This is a genomic window from Streptomyces sp. NPDC044106 (assembly GCF_056433985.1).
Genome location: NZ_JBWKFZ010000014.1, coordinates 26,555 through 45,015 on the forward strand (window position 1 = coordinate 26,555; position 18,461 = coordinate 45,015).

15 protein-coding genes and 1 tRNA gene are annotated in these 18,461 nt (G+C 67.9%); 5 read left to right on the top strand and 11 right to left on the bottom strand.

Features of this window, described 5'->3' with window-relative positions; all coding sequences use genetic code 11:
- Nucleotides 1-16 precede the first annotated feature (16 nt).
- Complete coding sequence (locus AC07DI_RS25430) at nucleotides 17-643, bottom strand: hypothetical protein (protein ID WP_478906227.1); 627 nt, start codon at nucleotides 641-643, stop codon at nucleotides 17-19.
- Nucleotides 644-1,944: 1,301 nt separating this feature from the next.
- Entirely contained in the window at nucleotides 1,945-2,073 is a 129-nt protein-coding gene (locus AC07DI_RS25435) for a DLW-39 family protein (RefSeq protein ID WP_003999697.1), read from the bottom strand.
- A gap of 314 nt (nucleotides 2,074-2,387) precedes the next feature.
- Here AC07DI_RS25435 and AC07DI_RS25440 point away from each other — a divergent pair, with 314 nt between their 5' ends.
- Nucleotides 2,388-2,720 (top strand): DUF6344 domain-containing protein, encoded by a 333-nt coding sequence (locus AC07DI_RS25440; protein ID WP_478906228.1) that lies wholly within the window; start codon nucleotides 2,388-2,390, stop codon nucleotides 2,718-2,720.
- A gap of 513 nt (nucleotides 2,721-3,233) precedes the next feature.
- Here AC07DI_RS25440 and AC07DI_RS25445 read toward each other — a convergent pair.
- The 9 genes from AC07DI_RS25445 to dnaA all read right to left on the bottom strand — a co-directional run bounded on the left by AC07DI_RS25445 (nucleotide 3,234) and on the right by dnaA (nucleotide 15,875).
- Nucleotides 3,234-3,310, bottom strand: a tRNA-Ile gene (locus AC07DI_RS25445).
- 95 nt (nucleotides 3,311-3,405) lie between these two features.
- On the bottom strand, nucleotides 3,406-4,128 hold the full coding sequence (locus AC07DI_RS25450; protein ID WP_384252493.1) for a DUF3566 domain-containing protein: 723 nt from the start codon (nucleotides 4,126-4,128) through the stop codon (nucleotides 3,406-3,408).
- Nucleotides 4,129-4,144: 16 nt separating this feature from the next.
- Complete coding sequence (gene gyrA, locus AC07DI_RS25455; protein ID WP_384252495.1) at nucleotides 4,145-6,757, bottom strand: DNA gyrase subunit A; 2,613 nt, start codon at nucleotides 6,755-6,757, stop codon at nucleotides 4,145-4,147.
- 43 nt (nucleotides 6,758-6,800) lie between these two features.
- Entirely contained in the window at nucleotides 6,801-8,876 is a 2,076-nt protein-coding gene (gene gyrB, locus AC07DI_RS25460; protein WP_478906229.1) for a DNA topoisomerase (ATP-hydrolyzing) subunit B, read from the bottom strand.
- A gap of 265 nt (nucleotides 8,877-9,141) precedes the next feature.
- Nucleotides 9,142-9,699, bottom strand: coding sequence for a DciA family protein (locus tag AC07DI_RS25465; protein WP_384252500.1), 558 nt, complete (start codon nucleotides 9,697-9,699; stop codon nucleotides 9,142-9,144).
- Nucleotides 9,696-10,817: a DNA replication/repair protein RecF gene (gene recF / locus AC07DI_RS25470; protein ID WP_478906230.1), complete on the bottom strand. Its 1,122-nt coding sequence runs from the start codon at nucleotides 10,815-10,817 to the stop codon at nucleotides 9,696-9,698. The genes AC07DI_RS25465 and recF overlap by 4 nt, the downstream gene beginning before the upstream one ends.
- Nucleotides 10,818-10,898: 81 nt before the next feature.
- On the bottom strand, nucleotides 10,899-11,783 hold the full coding sequence (gene gnd, locus AC07DI_RS25475; protein WP_384252505.1) for a phosphogluconate dehydrogenase (NAD(+)-dependent, decarboxylating): 885 nt from the start codon (nucleotides 11,781-11,783) through the stop codon (nucleotides 10,899-10,901).
- Between the two features lie 89 nt (nucleotides 11,784-11,872).
- Entirely contained in the window at nucleotides 11,873-13,003 is a 1,131-nt protein-coding gene (gene dnaN / locus AC07DI_RS25480) for a DNA polymerase III subunit beta (protein ID WP_384252507.1), read from the bottom strand.
- 991 nt (nucleotides 13,004-13,994) lie between these two features.
- Nucleotides 13,995-15,875, bottom strand: a complete 1,881-nt coding sequence (gene dnaA, locus AC07DI_RS25485; protein ID WP_478906231.1) for a chromosomal replication initiator protein DnaA — start codon at nucleotides 15,873-15,875, stop codon at nucleotides 13,995-13,997.
- A 367-nt stretch (nucleotides 15,876-16,242) separates the two neighbouring features.
- On the opposite strand from dnaA, the gene rpmH reads away from it, so the two are divergent.
- The 4 genes from rpmH to yidC are packed head-to-tail and all read left to right on the top strand — an operon-like array spanning nucleotide 16,243 to nucleotide 18,455.
- Nucleotides 16,243-16,380 (top strand): 50S ribosomal protein L34, encoded by a 138-nt coding sequence (gene rpmH / locus AC07DI_RS25490; RefSeq protein ID WP_006381191.1) that lies wholly within the window; start codon nucleotides 16,243-16,245, stop codon nucleotides 16,378-16,380.
- A gap of 21 nt (nucleotides 16,381-16,401) precedes the next feature.
- Nucleotides 16,402-16,773, top strand: a complete 372-nt coding sequence (gene rnpA / locus AC07DI_RS25495) for a ribonuclease P protein component (protein ID WP_384252513.1) — start codon at nucleotides 16,402-16,404, stop codon at nucleotides 16,771-16,773.
- Nucleotides 16,770-17,126 carry a membrane protein insertion efficiency factor YidD gene (yidD, locus tag AC07DI_RS25500; protein WP_384252516.1) on the top strand — a complete coding sequence of 119 codons (357 nt, stop codon included), beginning with the start codon at nucleotides 16,770-16,772 and terminating at the stop codon, nucleotides 17,124-17,126. The genes rnpA and yidD overlap by 4 nt, the downstream gene beginning before the upstream one ends.
- Nucleotides 17,127-17,129: 3 nt before the next feature.
- The gene (gene yidC, locus AC07DI_RS25505) at nucleotides 17,130-18,455 is read left to right on the top strand and encodes a membrane protein insertase YidC (protein ID WP_384252519.1); all 1,326 of its coding nucleotides are present in this window, start codon (nucleotides 17,130-17,132) and stop codon (nucleotides 18,453-18,455) included.
- The last annotated feature ends 6 nt before the right edge of the window (nucleotides 18,456-18,461 follow it).

Below are 18,461 nucleotides of genomic sequence, written 5' to 3' on the forward strand. Positions count from 1 at the left end.
ATCCGAGCCGACAGCTTCACCAGCCTCGCGACGGCCCGAACTCCACGGACTCAGGAGCATCCGCTCCCCCGGCTCCGGCTCCGGCCCCGGTTCCCGTTCCGGCTCCGGGCCCAGCCGACGCCCCAGCCCCAGCCCTCGCCAAGGCCGCCGCAACAACCGCAGCCGACGCCCTGCGCCGCCCGATGAGCGTCCACATGCCAAGGACCCCCAGCAGCACCGCCCCGCCCCCGATCCCACCGGCGGCGACCATCACCAGCAGCCCGTCGGTCTCGGCATCCGCGTCTCTCCCGACCGCCGTCTCGCCGCGCTTCGCGGCCTCCGTGTCCCGCTCAGTGACGCCGAAGTCCTCGGCGGGGACGGGCGATCCCGCGTAGGCAGGACCCGGCTGCGGCGAACCGTCGACGTCCACCCGCAGCGTCAGTTCCAACGGAGCGTCACCGAACCTCTCCGCGACTTGCGGGCTGAGGTGGACCGACAGGTAGTACCAACCGGCGAACCTCATCGCGGACACCTTGTCGGCCAGGGCGAAGCGGTTCTCGTACGCCACCGGTGGCAGTGGATCCAGGGCAACGGACTTCTGTCGGCCGTCATACGCCGTATCGGCGTCACCGGCCTCGGCGCGCACCGGGTTGGACAGCGACATGACGAGAGCAGAGGAGACATACCCCGCACTCCGGCCCAGCCCGCGCCCCATCCGGTCTGAGCCACTCTCCGTCGCGCCCGCTCCGCCCCCCGCCCCGTCCCTCTCCGGAGCCACCCCGTTCGTACTGCCGAGCTCCGCAGCGACCGAGATTTGCTGCCCCCAGTCGACCGGCACTCTGTAGAAGAGGGTCTCGCCAGGCTCTATGCCGGATCCCCAGACACCTTTTGCCAGCCCTCGCGCCGTACTGAAGCTCGTGCCGCCCTCACGCGTCCTCCGCTCGCCCGACGGTGGTACAGGGGTCGCGGAGTCCCACGTCCTCGGTGGTTCCGACGTACTGCCCATTCTCAGCGCGGGTTCTGACGCCACGTGAAGTTCCAGGTCCCAGTCCTCCTGGACGGAACGCCGCACCGAACCCGAGGCTCTGGCCCGCTCGACGAGCACGTAGTAGGTACCGGCCTGGGCACACGTCCTCTCGTCTGGTCCGACCCTGCGTACCGCCGTGGCCGTGATCGGACGCGGGCTCTCCGAAGAGCCGAACCGTGCCTCTTCCGTCTCCATAGGGCTGCAGTTGTTGCCGTCGGCGTCCTGGACGGACACCTCGACCCCGTCGGCGTAGGAGACCTGGCTGCCGGGCTTCGGAACAGCGGTGACGGAGACGTACGCGCTGTCTCGTGCCTTGAGCTCAAGACGGTAGAAGCGCTGTCCCACGCGCGGGAGGGTGCTTTTGTACGTCTTCCCGGGCGCGAGTCGGGGCCCCTCGACATTATTCATCGCACCCTCGACCGTCTCGGCGTCGGCAGCGAAGGCGTAAGGGCGGGGTGTGCCCGCAGCGGCCCCGGCCTGTCCCGGGCACCCGGCCACCCCCCACAACGCGGCGACGGCCAACGCGGCCACGGCAGGCACGGCTCGACGGCGGCCCCGTCCTGTCGCCCCCGCCCCCCGGCACTCGCTCAGCCGCCGCCCCATCTCACGCCACCCCTTGCCGCTCGCGAACACCCAGCCGTCCCGCCCGTCCCGACGGTCCTGCCCGCCCGGCGCCACGCGGACACCCACACGAACTCGCCACCGGCGCGACCGCCGCGTCCCTTACGTTCGCTTACGCAAGCACCTCGTTCACGCATGCGAATCGACGGCGAATCGGCGACGGCTCCGCCATCCGTGATCCACCACCCCGGAGCCACGACCACAGACATGCCCGTCCCACCCGGCTCCACAGCCACTCCAGCCCCACCCGACCCCAAGCACCACAAAGCCCCGGCCGCAAATGCGACCGGGGCTTGTGAAGTGACTGTCGTCGATACTCACGAACCCGTGGGCACGGAGTCAGTCGCCTCCGTCCACAGATCCTGCTCGGCGCGATCCGCCTGGATCTGGCGGTACACGAGGAGCCCGCCGATGGCGGCCAGTGCGACCAGGAGAAGCTTCTTCACCGCGCGACCTCGTCTTTCCTTGACGTAGGGGACTTCTGGCGCCCGACTATACACACCGAGCAATATCGATCGGTGACCTGGATCGGTCTCAACTCCCGCCCCGCGCACAGCAGTCGATATGGGCCCCGGCAGCCCGCGGAGTTCCCCGCCTCGCTGTGACTTTCGCCGCTTTGCCCCCTTCTCGGCTCTCTTGCGGCCATCCGGGTGGTGTTCATCGGAACATCGACGTCACGCGAGCGTCGGTCCCTCACTCCCGGCCCCGCGTACACATCATGAGGAAAGTACGCAAATCGCCCAACCCGAATTGAGGGACCATGTCCGGCAACAAGGCCACGAAGCTGTGGACAACGATCGTCACCGCATTCCTCGCGCTCTTCGCCGCGCTGGGGCTCACCACGACGGCCACCGCGGCCACGGCCGTACAGGAGACCACGAACGCACGTGACACCACGGTGTGCGCGCCGACACCGATGATGGCGGCCCTCTGGTCGGCGGCGTACGAACGGTCCCTGCCACCCACGATGAAGCAGCGCATCCGCGCCGAGGCCCATGGTTCGTCCCCCAGCTGCCGGCACCTGCCCCCGTCGGACACGGAAGCCGAGGCTGAGACCACCGCGAACGAACCAAGGCTGGCCGCGGAACCGTAACCCCCCGGCCCCACCCAGGGCGCCCGCCCTCCCGAGCCTCCTCAGAAGACCCCCGGCCACCACAGGCCGGGGGTCTTCTCGTGCCCGCAGGGGCACGGTCAGGTGCGAGATCGTCAGAGGATCGGCCCGGAAAGGTGAGGCGGGAGGCATACTGGGCGCAGAGCGCGACAGGGGTGCCGGTCGATGACCGTGCGCCTAGGCGTCCCCGAACCCCGGACGGCGATCTCATCGGGCTTGGCCGTGTCCGGCTAGCGAGACCGGTCGTAACAGCGCGGAGAATTGCTCGGCTGGGGCCCCAGCCGTTCATGTTCCGGGCGGTGTTCGGCCAGCAGCACCGCCAGCAGCTGTTGGCCCTCTTCCTCCGTCGCGGCGGTAGAGGGCCTTTCAGCGCGCTCCCACCCGGCGCAACCATTCTCGCCGAGCTCCTGGAAGGCCCCTGACCGGCTGGTGTCAGCTGACACCAGCCGCAGATGACAAAGACCCCCAACCATGATCGGTTGAGGGTCTTCGTGCTGGTGGGGCTAACAGGATTTGAACCTGTGGCCTCATCCTTATCAGGGATGCGCTCTAACCAACTGAGCTATAGCCCCGCCGCGCTGCGGTGTGTCCCGCGCGCTGACCTCTGAAGATTAGCGCACCTGGGGGCCAGTCCCAAAATCGATACCCGCGCGCGGGGGAGCGGGCGCTACTCGTCCTCGGCCAGGGTCAGCTCGACGCCGCCCACGAAGCCCGCGGAGAGGTTGTAGATGAAGGCGCCCAGCGTCGCGAGGGCGGTCGCCAGGATGACGTCGATGACCGCGATGATCGACGTGAACATCAGGACGCGCGGGAGCGACAGGAAGGACTGCAGGTCGAAGCCGTTGGACTCATTCGAGCCCGTCGCCTCGGAGATCGTGCCGCCGACCGTGGAGAAGACACCCATGGCGTCCATGACCATCCACAGGACGGCCGCCGCGACGATCGTGCAGATGCCGAGGGCGATGGAGAGCAGGAAGCTGACCTTCATCACCGACCAGGGGTCGGTCCTGGACACGCGAAGACGTGCCTTGCGGGTGCGCGGCACCGTGCGCGCCCCGGTCCGCGGCCGGCGCACCGAGCCTGTCTGGGAGCCCTGCTGATACGCCTGCGGCGGGTGGTAGGGCTGGGAGGACTGCTCCCTGGCCTGGCGCTCCCCCGGCAGCGCCCCGCCCGCCTGCGCGCCCTTTCCGGCCGCGTACGACGTGTCGTACTGGCCGGAAGCCTGACTGGAAGCATGACCAGAAGTCCCTGGCCCTCGGGTGTCCGTCACAGTCCCCCCCTGGGATCCATGAGACTCATGAGAGTCGTGTGCATCAGTGGCGGAGCCACGGGCACCGTCCGTACCGGTAGTGCCGGTCCGCTTTGCCTCGGCGCCCGTGGCTCCGCTCACGATGATTCTCCTCGCGCTACTCGGCCGAGGAGTCCGTGCCCTCGTCCGTACCGGTGGCCGGCTCGGCAGCGTCCGATTCGTCGACGACGATGTCTCCGTCGACTTCCTCGGCCTCGCGCCCGGCCTCGGCGTTACGAGCGATACCGACCACGGCATCGCGCTTGCCCAGGTTGATCAGTTGGACGCCCATGGTGTCACGGCCCGTCTCCCTGACCTCGTTGACTCGCGTACGAATCACACCGCCGGACAGCGTGATGGCGAGGATCTCGTCGGTCTCCTCGACCACCAGGGCGCCGACGAGCTCGCCGCGGTCCTCCACGATCTTGGCGGCCTTGATGCCGAGGCCACCGCGACCCTGGACGCGGTACTCGTCGACGTTGGTCCGCTTCGCGTACCCACCGTCGGTGGCGGTGAACACGAACGTACCCGGACGAACGACATTCATCGAGAGAAGCTCGTCGCCGTCGCGGAAACTCATTCCCTTGACGCCCGAAGTGGCGCGGCCCATCGGGCGCAACGCGTCGTCCGTTGCGGTGAACCTGATCGACTGGGCCTTCTTGCTGATGAGGAGCAGGTCGTCCTCGGACGAGACGAGCTCGGCACCGATCAGCTCGTCGTCCGAACCGTCGTCCGTCTCGCGGAGGTTGATGGCGATGACGCCGCCCGAGCGGGGCGAGTCGTAATCCTTGAGCGGTGTCTTCTTTACGAGGCCGCCCTTGGTGGCGAGCACCAGGTAGGGCACGGCTTCGTAGTCACGGATCGCGAGGATCTCGGCGATCTGCTCGTCCGGCTGGAAGGCGAGGAGGTTCGCCACGTGCTGGCCGCGCGCGTCGCGTCCGGCGTCGGGAAGCTCGTACGCCTTGGCGCGGTAGACGCGTCCCTTGTTGGTGAAGAACAGCAGCCAGTGGTGTGTCGTCGACACGAAGAAGTGGTCGACGATGTCGTCCTGCTTGAGCTTCGTGCCGCGCACGCCCTTGCCGCCGCGCTTCTGCGAGCGGTAGTCCTCCGTCTTGGTGCGCTTGATGTAGCCACCGCGCGTGATGGTGACGACGATGTCCTCTTCGGCGATCAGGTCCTCCATGGACATGTCGCCGTCGAAGGGCACCAGGGCGGAGCGGCGGTCCTCGCCGAACTTGTCGACGATCGCCGCGAGCTCCTGGCTGATGATCTGGCGCTGCTTCTCGGGCGAGGCCAGGATCGTGTTGTACTCGTTGATCTTCGCCTGGAGCTCGTCGTGCTCGGCGACGATCTTCTGGCGCTCCAGGGCGGCGAGGCGGCGCAGCTGCATCTCGAGGATGGCGTTGGCCTGGATCTCGTCGATCGAGAGCAGGCCCATCAGGCCCTCGCGCGCGATGTCGACGGTCTGGCTGCCGCGGATGAGCGCGATGACCTCGTCGATGGCGTCCAGAGCCTTGAGGAGGCCACGCAGGATGTGCGCCCGCTCCTCGGCCTTGCGCAGCCGGTACTTCGTGCGCCGGACGATGACCTCGACCTGGTGCGTGACCCAGTGCCGGATGAAGGCGTCCAGCGAGAGGGTGCGCGGCACGCCGTCGACCAGGGCCAGCATGTTGGCGCTGAAGTTCGACTGGAGGTCGGTGTGCTTGTAGAGGTTGTTCAGAACGACCTTGGCGACCGCGTCGCGCTTCAGGACGATGACCAGGCGCTGGCCGGTGCGCGAGGACGACTCGTCGCGGACATCGGCGATGCCGCCGACCTTGCCGTCCTTGACCAGGTCGGCGATCTTCTGCGCGAGGTTGTCCGGGTTGGTCTGGTACGGCAGCTCGGTGACGACCAGGCACTGGCGGTTCTGGATCTCCTCGACCGCGACGACCGCGCGCATCGTGATGGAGCCACGGCCCGTGCGGTACGCCTCCTCGATGCCCTTTCGGCCCACTACGAGGGCACCGGTCGGGAAATCGGGTCCCTTGATGCGCTCGATAAGGGCATCGAGCAGCTCCTCGTGGGAGGCGTCGGGGTGCTCGAGGGCCCACTGCGCGCCCGCCGCGACCTCGCGGAGGTTGTGCGGCGGGATATTGGTGGCCATACCGACCGCGATGCCCGCCGAACCGTTGATCAGCAGGTTCGGGAAGCGCGCCGGCAGGACCGTCGGCTCCTGGTTGCGGCCGTCGTAGTTGTCCGTGAAGTCGACGGTCTCCTCGTCGATGTCACGGACCATCTCCATGGCCAGCGGCGCCATCTTGCACTCGGTGTACCGCATGGCGGCCGCCGGGTCGTTGCCCGGGGAGCCGAAGTTGCCGTTGGAGTCCACCAGCGGCATCCGCATCGACCACGGCTGGGCGAGGCGCACCAGGGCGTCGTAGATGGAGGAGTCACCGTGCGGGTGGTACGTGCCCATGACGTCGCCGACCACGCGGGCGCACTTGTAGAAGCCCTTCTCGGGGCGGTAGCCGCCGTCGTACATCGCATACAGGACGCGGCGGTGCACGGGCTTCAGGCCGTCCCGTACGTCGGGCAGCGCACGGGACACGATGACGGACATCGCGTAGTCGAGGTAGGAGCGCTGCATCTCCGTCTCGAGCCCGACGGGCTCGACACGCATGCCCACGCCGGGGACGGCGGGTTCCTCTTCAGGCGTCACAGGCGTCACAGGGGTGTTCTCGTCGGCCATTGCTGGTCAAAGTCCTTTCGAGGTGCGGCTTGTACGGGCCGACTCAGATGTCGAGGAAGCGAACGTCCTTGGCATTGCGCTGAATGAACGAGCGCCGTGCCTCGACGTCCTCTCCCATCAGCACCGAGAAGAGGTCGTCGGCCTGTGCCGCGTCGTCCAGGGTGACCTGTCCGAGCACGCGGTGTTCCTGGTCCATCGTCGTGATGCGCAGTTCCTCGGCGTTCATCTCACCGAGGCCCTTGAAGCGCTGGACCGAGTCGTCCCTGATGCGCTTGCCCGCTTGGCGGCCGAGGTCCACCAGGGCGTCGCGCTCGCGGTCCGAATACGCGTACTGGAAGTCGTCGCGCGACCACTTGATCTTGTAGAGCGGCGGGCGCGACAGGTAGATGTGCCCGTGCTCGACCAGCGGACGCATGAAACGGAACAGGAACGTCAGGAGCAGCGTGTTGATGTGCTGACCGTCGACGTCGGCGTCCGCCATCAGGATGATCTTGTGATAGCGGAGCTTCTCGATGTCGAAGTCCTCGTGCACACCGGTGCCGAACGCCGAGATCAGCGCCTGGACCTCCTGGTTGTGCAGGATCTTGTCGACGCGCGCCTTCTCGACATTCAGGATCTTGCCTCGGATGGGCAGGATCGCCTGGTACATCGGGTCGCGGCCGGACTTCGCCGAACCACCGGCGGAGTCACCCTCGACGATGAAGATCTCGCACTTCGTCGGGTCGTTCGACTGGCAGTCGGAGAGCTTGCCGGGCAGCGACGCCGTCTCCAGGAGGCCCTTGCGGCGGGTCAGGTCGCGTGCCTTGCGGGCGGCGACGCGGGCCGTGGCGGCCTGGATGCCCTTGCGGATGATGTCCGCCGCCTCGTTCGGGTTCCGGTCGAACCAGTCCGTGAGGTGCTCGTGGACGACCTTCTGCACGAACGTCTTGGCCTCGGTGTTGCCCAGCTTGGTCTTGGTCTGGCCCTCGAACTGGGGTTCGCCGAGCTTCACCGAGATGATCGCCGTCAGACCCTCGCGGATGTCCTCGCCCGTGAGGTTGTCGTCCTTCTCGCGCAGCAGCTTCTTCTCGCGCGCGTAGCGGTTGACCAGACCCGTCAGCGCGGCCCTGAAGCCCTCCTCGTGCGTACCGCCCTCATGCGTGTGGATGGTGTTCGCGAAGGAGTACACGCCCTCGCTGTACTGCGAGTTCCACTGCATGGCGATCTCGGCCGAGAGGAGGCGCTCCTTGTCCTCGGCCTCGACGTCGATGACGGTCGGGTGGACGACCTCGCCCTTGCGGGAGTTGAGGTACTTCACGAAGTCGACGATGCCGCCTTCGTAGTGGTACGTCACCGTGCGGGCCTCGGCGGCCTCGTCGTCGGTCGCCTCGGCCGAGTCCGCGTTCGCGGTCGCCTTCGCCGACTCGCGCTCATCAGTGAGTTTGATGGTCAAACCCTTGTTGAGGAACGCCATCTCCTGGAAGCGCCGTGCCAGCGTCTCGAAGGAGTACTCGGTGGTCTCGAAGATGTCGCCGTCGGCCCAGAAGGTGACCGAGGTGCCGGTCTCCTGAGTGGCCTCGTGCCGCTCGAGCGGGGCGGTCGGGGCGCCGCTCTTGTAGTCCTGCGTCCAGCGGTAGCCGTCGGTCCTGATCTCGACCGAGAGCTTCGTGGAGAGCGCGTTCACCACGGAGACGCCGACGCCGTGCAGACCACCGGAGACGGCGTAACCGCCGCCGCCGAACTTGCCGCCCGCGTGCAGCACGGTGAGCACGACCTCGACGGCCGGCTTCTTCTCCACGGGGTGCATGCCGACCGGGATGCCACGGCCGTTGTCGATGACGCGCACGCCGCCGTCGGCGAGGATCGTGACGTCGATCGTGTCCGCGTGTCCGGCCAGGGCCTCGTCGACGGAGTTGTCGACGACTTCCTGCACCAAGTGATGCAGGCCACGCTCACCGGTCGAGCCGATGTACATGCCCGGTCGCTTGCGGACCGCGTCCAGACCCTCGAGGACGGTAATCGCGCTGGCGTCGTACGCCGTGGCTGAGGCCTTGGCAGTCCCTGCCAGGGCCTCGGTGGACGGAATGTTCTCGTTGGGGTTGCCGGAATCGGCCACGAAGCGCCCTTTCTGGCACAGCACAAGCCAAGCGTCCGGCGGTGGCCGGAGCGGCTGCGTCGTTCAGCGATAGTCAGCGTTGCTCGGTGCGTCCCACAAGTGAGGCGGGATTAGCTTCCAGTCTACCGGTAGCGCTGACAGTGATGGGGGTTTGCCGGTACCTGAGTCCGCATGTGCCGTCCTGAACGGGACTCGGCCGACTCCCCATATGCGGAACGGGGCTCCAAAGGGCTCACAGCGGCACTCAGCGCTTCGGGCCGTCAACCCCCAGCTACCGTCGCCGACGGCCTCAGCCGTAGGTGTCGCCGGGACCCGTGCTTCCCGGTGCGCGCAAGGGTCCGAAGCGGTGCGTGGGGCCCTGGGGGCCGAGCACCTTGATGAGGCGTACGGTGCCGTGGCCCAGGTCCTCGTTGAGGCGCGCGACGAGTTGCGGGGCCATGAGGCGGAGCTGCGTCGCCCAGGCCGTCGAGTCGCACTGCACGGTCAGGACGCGCTCGTCCTCGTCGTACCTCTGCGGGACGCAGTGGTTGGCCAGGTCGTCGCCGACGATCTGTGGCCAGCGCCCCATCACGCCGCCCACCGCGGCCGGCGTCTCCCAGCCACGCTCGGTGATCAGACGGTTGATCGCGGAACCCAGCGGCAGCGGGTCGCGGCCGTCGGCGCGCGCGCCGGACCGCAGTCCGCCCCGCCGTGCCTGCTTCTTCTGCTGCGCGGCGTCCCCACGCGCGCGTGCCTGTTCTTTCGCGGCCCGCAGGGCGACCCGGGCGAGGTCGACACCGGAGGGCTCGGGGGTCTTCGGCGTGCCCGCGTCACCGGCGCCGCCCTTGGCGGGCTCCTCGGTGCTCATACGCGTTCCACCGCGCCGTCCGAGACCGCGAACCGGGTGCCGGCCAGGACACCCGGCACGTCGTCGCCCACAGCCGCGGTGACCAGCACCTGCTCGCCCGACGCCACAAGCTCCGCCAGACGCTCCCTGCGGCGCGCGTCGAGCTCCGCGAAGACGTCGTCGAGGACGAGCACCGGTTCGTTGCCCTCGGCCCTCAGGAGGTCGTACGAGGCGAGGCGCAGCGCCAGGGCGTACGACCAGGACTCGCCGTGGCTCGCGTACCCCTTCGCGGGGAGCTGGCCCAGCTTGAGGACGAGGTCGTCACGGTGCGGGCCGACCAGGGTGACACCCCGCTCGATCTCCTGCTTGCGGGCCTCTTCCAGGGCGGCGGTCAGCTGTTCGTAGAGCGCCTCGCGCGTGTGCCCGCTGCCGGGCGCCGAGGGCTTGTACTCCAAGGAGACGGGGCCGCCGCCGGGCGCCAGCTGTTCGTACGCCTTGTCGGCCAGCGGCTGGAGCGCCGAGATCAGGTCGAGCCGCTGGGCGAGGAGTTCGGCGCCCACGCGCGCGAGGTGCTGGTCCCAGACGTCGAGCGTGGACAGGTCCATGGAGCGACCGCCGTGGCGCCGGGCGAGGGCGGCCGACTTCAGGAGGGTGTTGCGCTGTTTCAGTACGCGGTCGTAGTCGGAGCGGACGCCCGCCATGCGCGGGGAGCGCGCCGTGATCAGCTCGTCGAGGAAGCGCCGCCGCTCCCCGGGGTCACCCTTGATCAACGCGAGGTCCTCGGGCGCGAACAGCACCGTACGGACGATCCCCAGCACATCGCGTGGTCTGACCTGCGATGACCTGTTGATGCGGGCGCGGTTGGCCCTGCCGGGGTTGAGCTCGAGCTCGATCAGCTGCTGGCGCTCGCCCTGGCGAACCGCGGCCCTGATGACGGCGCGCTCGGCGCCCATGCGCACCAGGGGGGCGTCCGACGAGACACGGTGGCTGCCCAGCGTGGCGAGGTAGCCGACGGCCTCGACGAGGTTGGTCTTGCCCTGGCCGTTGGGTCCCACGAACGCGGTGACGCCCGGGTCGAGAGGGACCTCGACCCGGGCGTACGACCGGAAGTCGGCCAGCGAGAGATGCGTGACGTGCATGGTGTGCGCCGACCTCCCCCGGCCTACTTCACTTGCTTCGAGGCCTGTGGGAAACCGCTGGAGTTCCCCACAGGCTGTGGATCAGTTCTCGCTCTTGGACTCCACCGCGTGGCCGCCGAACTGGTTGCGCAGCGCGGCGATCATCTTCATCTGCGGGGAGTCATCCTGGCGCGAGGCGAACCGGGCGAAGAGCGAGGCCGTGATCGCGGGCAGCGGCACGGCGTTGTCGATGGCGGCCTCCACCGTCCAGCGGCCCTCCCCGGAGTCCTGCGCGAAGCCGCGCAGCTTCTCCAGGTGCTCGTCGTCGTCCAGGGCGTTGACCGCGAGGTCGAGCAGCCAGGAACGGATGACCGTGCCCTCCTGCCAGGAGCGGAAGACCTCACGGACGTCCGTGACCGAGTCGACCTTCTCCAGGAGCTCCCAGCCCTCGGCGTAGGCCTGCATCATCGCGTACTCGATGCCGTTGTGAACCATCTTCGAGAAGTGGCCCGCGCCGACCTTGCCCGCGTGGACGGAACCGAAGTCACCCTCGGGCTTGAGCGCGTCGAAGATGGGCTGGACCTTCGCGATGTCCTCGGCGTCGCCGCCGTACATCAGCGCGTAGCCGTTCTTGAGGCCCCAGACGCCGCCTGAGACGCCGCAGTCGACGAAGCCGATGCCCTTGGCCTTCAGCTCCTCGGCGTGCTTCTCGTCGTCCGTCCAGCGGGAGTTTCCACCGTCCACGACGACGTCGCCGGGCTGCAGCAGCTCGGAGAGCTCGTCGATGGTGGCCTGGGTCGGGCCCCCGGCCGGGACCATCACCCACACCACCCGCGGGCCCTTGAGCTTGCCGACCAGCTCTTCGAGGCTGGCGACATCCGCGAGGTCCGGGTTGCGGTCGTATCCGATGACGGTGTGACCTGCGCGGCGGATGCGCTCGCGCATGTTGCCGCCCATCTTGCCGAGGCCGACGAGACCGAGCTCCATCAGAGGTTCCTTCACTAGCGAGGTGGCGTTACGGCACTTTCGTACCTGTGCCCGAGCCTACGCCCGGACACACGCTCACACCTGTGGGCTCAGCCGCTCAGACGTACGGGCATGATCAGGTACTTGTAGGCGTCGTCCGCCTCCGCGTCGACGGCCGGCCTGCCGCTCAGGAGCGCGGGCTTCGTCGACGTCGTGAACGACAGCTGGGCGACCGGGGAGTCGATGGCGCTGAGGCCGTCGAGCAGGAAGGTCGGGTTGAAGGCGATCGAGATGTCGTCGCCGTCCAGCTGGGCGTCGACCCTTTCCACAGCCTGTGCGTCGTCGCTGGAGCCCGCTTCCAGGATCAGCACGCCCTGCTCGAAGCTGAGCCGCACCGGGGTGTTCCGCTCGGCGACCAGGGCCACACGCTTGACGGCCTCCACGAAGGGGGCGGTCTCGATCACGGCCACCGAGTTGAACTCGGTCGGGAAGAGCGTGCGGTACTTCGGCAGGTCACCCTCGAGGAGACGCGTGGTCGTACGCCGTCCGGCGCCCTCGAAACCGATCAGGCCCTCGCCGGCACCCGATCCTGACAGGGCCAGGGTGACCGTGTCGCCGCTCGTGAGCGCCTTGGCGGTGTCCAGGAGCGTCTTGGCGGGCACCAGGGCCACCGCGGACGCCTCGGGGTTCTCCGGCTTCCACAGGAACTCGCGGACCGCGAAGCGGTAGCGGTCGGTGGAGGCCAGGGTGACCGTGTCGCCCTCGATCTCGATGCGCACACCGGTCAGCACGGGCAGCGTGTCGTCGCGGCCCGCGGCGATGGCCACCTGGGAGGCGGCCGAAGCGAAGACCTCACCGGGGACGGTGCCCGTGGCGGTCGGCATCTGCGGCAGCGCGGGGTACTCCTCCACAGGAAGTGTGTGGAGTGTGAACCGGGAGGAGCCGCAGACGACCGTCGCCCGTACACCGTCTGTGGAGATCTCCACCGGGCGGTTGGGGAGCGCGCGGCAGATGTCCGCGAGCAGCCGGCCCGACACCAGGACGGTGCCTTCCTCGTCGATCTCCGCGTCCACCGAGACACGCGCCGAGACCTCGTAGTCGAAGCTCGACAGGCTCAGTGCGCCTTCCTCGGCCTTCAGCAGCAGGCCTGCGAGGACGGGCGCAGGCGGCCGGGCCGGGAGGCTGCGCGCCGCCCAGGCCACCGCCTCCGCGAGTACGTCGCGTTCAACCCGGATCTTCACCGTTAGCCGCCCTCCTGCTGTTGCTGGCTGCTCTCGCCCGCTGGACCTGTGGCCCTCGTCGTCTGACTCGGTGTCTCTCAGCCATGCCGTGGGAAGGACACCGGGGAACAGTCTGACGCACCGCACTGACAGTCGTTGCCTGTCGGGGTCAAGTCGTGGCGAGTGGTGCTGGAGCTCCGGAGAGCGAGTTGTGCACAGGCCCCACTTCGAAACGAATTCCCCGGACTCTCTAGTTGTCAGTAGTAGTAGGGCCTGTGGAAACCGTGGATAACCGCGAAAGCGCTGGTCAGGCCCGGTTTTTTATCCACTGCGCCTGTGGGCGGGACCGGTGGACAACCAGGTGTCTCTGTGGACGGGCGAAAGTTCTGCACACCCGGTGCACAGGCAGGGGCCACTTCTCCCCAGCACTGTCCCCAGCTTTACCCAGCTTCCCCACAGGCCAACCAAGCACCTTGGTGTGACGCCTTTCACTCGACCCGGTGAGAGAGCGCGTTGCGTTGCCGAACAGTGGACAGCCGTGTGGAGAAGCTGAGGAAAGCTGGGGACAACGCGTCGCAGCCTGTGGGTCGCCGGTGGACAACTTTCTCCACAGGCTGTGGACGAAGATTTCCTCCACAGGCTGTGGAGACTCGTCGTCCACGAATCCACAGCCGACTGACCTGGCCTGATGATCTCTCAGCAGGGCTCCCTGTGGACAGGGTCTGGACAACTTCCCGGTCCCCAGGGTGTGGACGGCAGAAAGTCGGCACATCTGTGGAGAACAGCCGTATGAGCAGGGGAAATCGAACAGCGAGAGGCGGCCGTACGACATCTCTGTACGGTGCGCCGCGCCCGGAACGGAACCCGGCAGCCCTCAGAACGGGACCCTGCAGCCCTCAAAGCACCCTCCATGCGCGCGTGAATCGCCCTCCACGCGCGCGTGGACAACGAAAAAGGGCGCCCCAGGAGTTGGTTGTCCCGGAACGCCCTCAGTGACGTGTCGCGGCCGACGTCAGCCGTTCTTGATGCGGTTGGTGAGCTCGGTGACCTGGTTGTAGATGGAGCGACGCTCCGCCATCAGGGCGCGGATCTTGCGGTCCGCGTGCATGACGGTCGTGTGGTCGCGCCCCCCGAACTGGGCGCCGATCTTCGGCAAGGAGAGATCGGTCAGCTCCCGGCACAGGTACATGGCGATCTGCCGGGCCGTCACCAGCACCCGGCTGCGCGACGATCCGCACAGGTCGTCCACCGTCAGACCGAAGTAGTCGGCGGTCGCCGCCATGATGGCCGTCGCGGTGATCTCCGGGGCCGCGTCCTCACCGCCCGGGATCAGGTCCTTGAGGACGATCTCGGTGAGCCCCAGGTCCACCGGCTGCCGATTCAGCGACGCGAACGCGGTGACCCGGATCAGCGCGCCCTCCAGCTCACGGATGTTCCGCGAGATCCGCGACGCGATGAACTCGAGCACCTCCGGCGGGGCGTTGAGCTGCTCCTGCACCGCCTTCTTACGGAGGATCGCGATCCGCGTCTCGAGCTCCGGCGGCTGGACGTCGGTGATCAGTCCCCACTCGAAGCGGTTGCGCAGCCTGTCCTCAAGGGTGACCAGCTGCTTGGGCGGCCGGTCACTGGAGAGCACGATCTGCTTGTTCGCGTTGTGGAGGGTGTTGAACGTGTGGAAGAACTCCTCCTGCGTCGACTCCTTGTCCGCGAGGAACTGGATGTCGTCGACGAGCAGGATGTCCATCTCGCGGTAGCGCTTGCGGAAGCTGTCGCCCTTGCCGTCGCGGATGGAGTTGATGAACTCGTTGGTGAACTCCTCCGAGCTCACGTAGCGCACTCGCGTGCCGGGGTAGAGGCTGCGGGCGTAGTGCCCGATCGCGTGCAGCAGGTGCGTTTTCCCGAGCCCGGACTCGCCGTAGATGAAGAGCGGGTTGTACGCCTTCGCGGGCGCCTCGGCGACGGCGACCGCGGCCGCGTGCGCGAAACGGTTCGACGCGCCGATGACGAAGGTGTCGAAGAGGTACTTCGGGTTGAGGCGAGCGGTGGGCTCGCCGGGGCCCGTCGCGGGCGCCGGCTGTGCGGCGAGCGGCCCGGGGGCGCCACTGGACGAGGTGGGCCCGACCGGCCCGCCCCTGTGCACGCCATGGCCGCCGTGGCCGCCGCCCCGGTGGCCGCCGGGCGGCTCGGACATGTCGTGGCGCTCGCGCCGGTCCTGCGGCTCGGAGCGCTGCTCGTACGGCGAACGTTCCTGCGGCGGCTGCGAGCGGTAGTCGTGCTGCGGCTGCTGCACCGGATTCGCGTACGGGTCGCGCTCGGGGAAGCCGAGCCGCGGTTGCTGCCAGCCGTAGTCGTCCTGCGGCGGGGGCTGCTGCGGCCAGGCGCCGGGGGACGGGCGCTGGTACTCCGGGTAGGCGGGGCGTGCGGTCGGCATCTGGTCGGACCGGGAGCCGCCCTGGTGGTCGTCCGAGGGCCGGCGGCCGTAGCTCTCGTAGGAGTCGTGCCCCTGGCCGGAGGAAGGCGGCAGCTCGGGCTCTTCATACCGCTGCTGGTGATGCTGCTGGTGTTGCGGAGAGGGGTGCTGCTGGTGCGGCGGAGCCGACGGGCCACCGGGTTCACCGACGGAGTCGTCGACGGTGATGGCGATCCGGATCGGGCGGCCGCACTCGCGGCTCAGGGTCTCGCTCACCACGGGCGCGAGACGGCCTTCCAGTACGCCCTTGGCGAATTCGTTCGGGACGGCCAGCAGCGCGGTGTCGGCGACGAGCGCCAGGGGCTGACAGCTCCGGAGCCACCGCTCGTCCTTCGCCTCGACGCCCTGCCCGCGGCCCTCACCCAGCAGATGTTCCAGAACTCGTGGCCACACTGCGGCAAGATCGGCAGGTACGTCAGCCACAGGGCACGCTCTCTCACGGGGTCCCACGAACGTGTGGTTCTCGGGACGGAAATCGGGATGGGGAGAAGGAAGGGAACGAATCGGAGTTCCGTCACGGTAGTCAGGGCGACCCGTAGGGTTCAAGTTGTTGTCCACAGGCTGTGCACAGTGTCCTCCTCTGGCGGCCGGTTTGACCGGATGGCGTAGCCCCGCGTACCGTGACCAGGTCGAGTTGTCGATGGCTGCTGCCGCCTGCCTCCGATGGGCAAAGATCACGATCTGTGATTGTGAAGCGGTGCACTCGGTGCGTATTCGCGAGCTTCTCGTGGGCGCACGGTGACAGCCAGGCGATGTCCCGCCACCACACGATCATTTCTGGAGCCCCCGAGTGAGCAAGCGCACCTTCCAGCCGAACAACCGCCGTCGCGCCAAGACCCACGGCTTCCGCCTGCGGATGCGCACCCGCGCCGGCCGCGCGATCCTCGCCAACCGTCGTGGCAAGGGTCGCGCCAGCCTGTCCGCCTGATATCAGTCAGGTCATGACGTCGTGCTGCCTACCGAGCATCGGCTGAGGCGGCGCGAAGACTTCGCGACCGCGGTACGCCGAGGACGCCGGGCCGGACGCCCGCTTCTCGTCGTCCATCTACGTAGCGGCGCAACGGACCCGCACGTGCCAGGGGAGAGCTCTCCCCCGACACGTGCGGGTTTCGTCGTCAGCAAGGCCGTGGGCATCGCGGTCGTACGCAACACCGTGAAGCGCAGACTGCGTCATCTGATGCGCGACCGGTTGGCCAAGGTGCCCCCCGGTAGCCTGGTAGTAGTACGAGCGCTGCCCGGAGCGGGCGACGCCGACCATGCACAGCTGGCCCGAGACCTGGATGCCGCCTTGGAGCGGTTGCTGGGAGGGGGCGCGCGATGAAGTACCCGCTGCTGGCTCTGATCAAGCTGTACCAGTGGACGATCAGTCCGCTTCTGGGCCCGGTGTGCAAGTACTACCCGTCGTGTTCCCGCTACGGCTACCTGGCCATCGACCGGCACGGTGCGATCAAGGGAACGGCGCTCACTGCCTGGCGCATCCTGCGGTGCAACCCGTGGTCGCTCGGTGGTGTCGACCATGTTCCGCCGCGCAAGCGTCCGCGGTGGCACGAGATGCTGCGCGCTGCCTGGCGCGAACGCAAGGGCGGGCCCTCCGCCGCAGGTGCGCCGACCGGGGACCTTCCCCCGGGAACGGCTGCCGAGACCGAGACCCCGTCCCATGCTCAAGGAGCTTGATTAGTGGACACGATTGCCAGTCTCTTCAGCTTTATCACGACACCAGTTTCGTGGGTCATCGTCCAGTTCCACTCGGTGTACGGGAAGATCTTCGGTCCCGACACGGGCTGGGCCTGGGGTCTGTCCATCGTGTCCCTGGTGATTCTGATCCGGATCTGCCTGATTCCGCTCTTCGTGAAGCAGATCAAGGCGACTCGGGCGATGCAGACGCTGCAGCCCGAGATGAAGAAGATCCAGGAGCGCTACAAGAGCGACAAGCAGCGCCAGTCCGAAGAGATGATGAAGCTGTACAAGGAGTCGGGTACCAACCCGCTCTCCTCGTGCCTTCCCATCCTGGCGCAGTCGCCGTTCTTCTTCGCCCTGTACCACGTGCTCAACGGCATCGCGACCGGCAAGACGATCGGCGTCATCGACGATCAGCTCCTGGAGAGCGCGCGTAAGGCGCACATCGTCGGCGCCCCGCTGGCGGCGAAGTTCACCGACAGCGCGGACAAGGTCGCCTCCCTCGGTGCCACTCTGACGGATGTCCGGGTCGTCACCGCGATCATGATCATCATGATGTCGGCGTCGCAGTTCTTCACGCAGCGCCAGCTGATGACGAAGAACGTGGACACCACGGTCAAGACGCCGTTCATGCAGCAGCAGAAGATGCTGATGTACGTCTTCCCGGTCATGTTCGCCGTCTTCGGCATCAACTTCCCGGTCGGTGTCCTCGTCTACTGGCTGACCACCAACGTGTGGACCATGGGCCAGCAGATGTTCGTGATCCGCCGCAACCCGACTCCGGGCTCCAAGGCCCAGGCCGCGTTCCTGGAGCGCCTGCAGAAGCAGATCACGCACACCAAGAAGGTGCGGGGTCGTGGCAACACGAACGTCATCAAGGCGATCGTCGCCAAGGGCCGCGACCGCAACGAGTTCGAGCGCAAGTTCATCAACGGTCTGACCAAGGCGGGCCTCTCGGCCCAGGCCGACGGCACCGTGGTGGAGGCTGACACCGCCGTCGTCACCGAGACCGAGGACGGCACTCCTGTCGGCGGCGCCGCGAAGCGCCAACAGCCCAAGCGCCAGAGCAAGTCCAAGCGTCAGTCCGCCACGACGCAGGCGGCGGCCGGTGCCACCAAGGCCGATGTCTCCTCCGAGACGAAGACTTCGCTGGAGAAGACCGAGGCCGAGCCCGAGGACGACGCCCCCAAGACCAAGCCGACCGGTGGCGCCAGCAAGCAGGGCAGCCAGGGCAATCAGCCCGGCGCCGGTCAGCGCAGCCGAGCCAAGTCGGGACAGCAGCGCAAGGGCCAGCAGCGGCCCAAGCACCCGTCCTCCAAGAAGTAGAAGGAG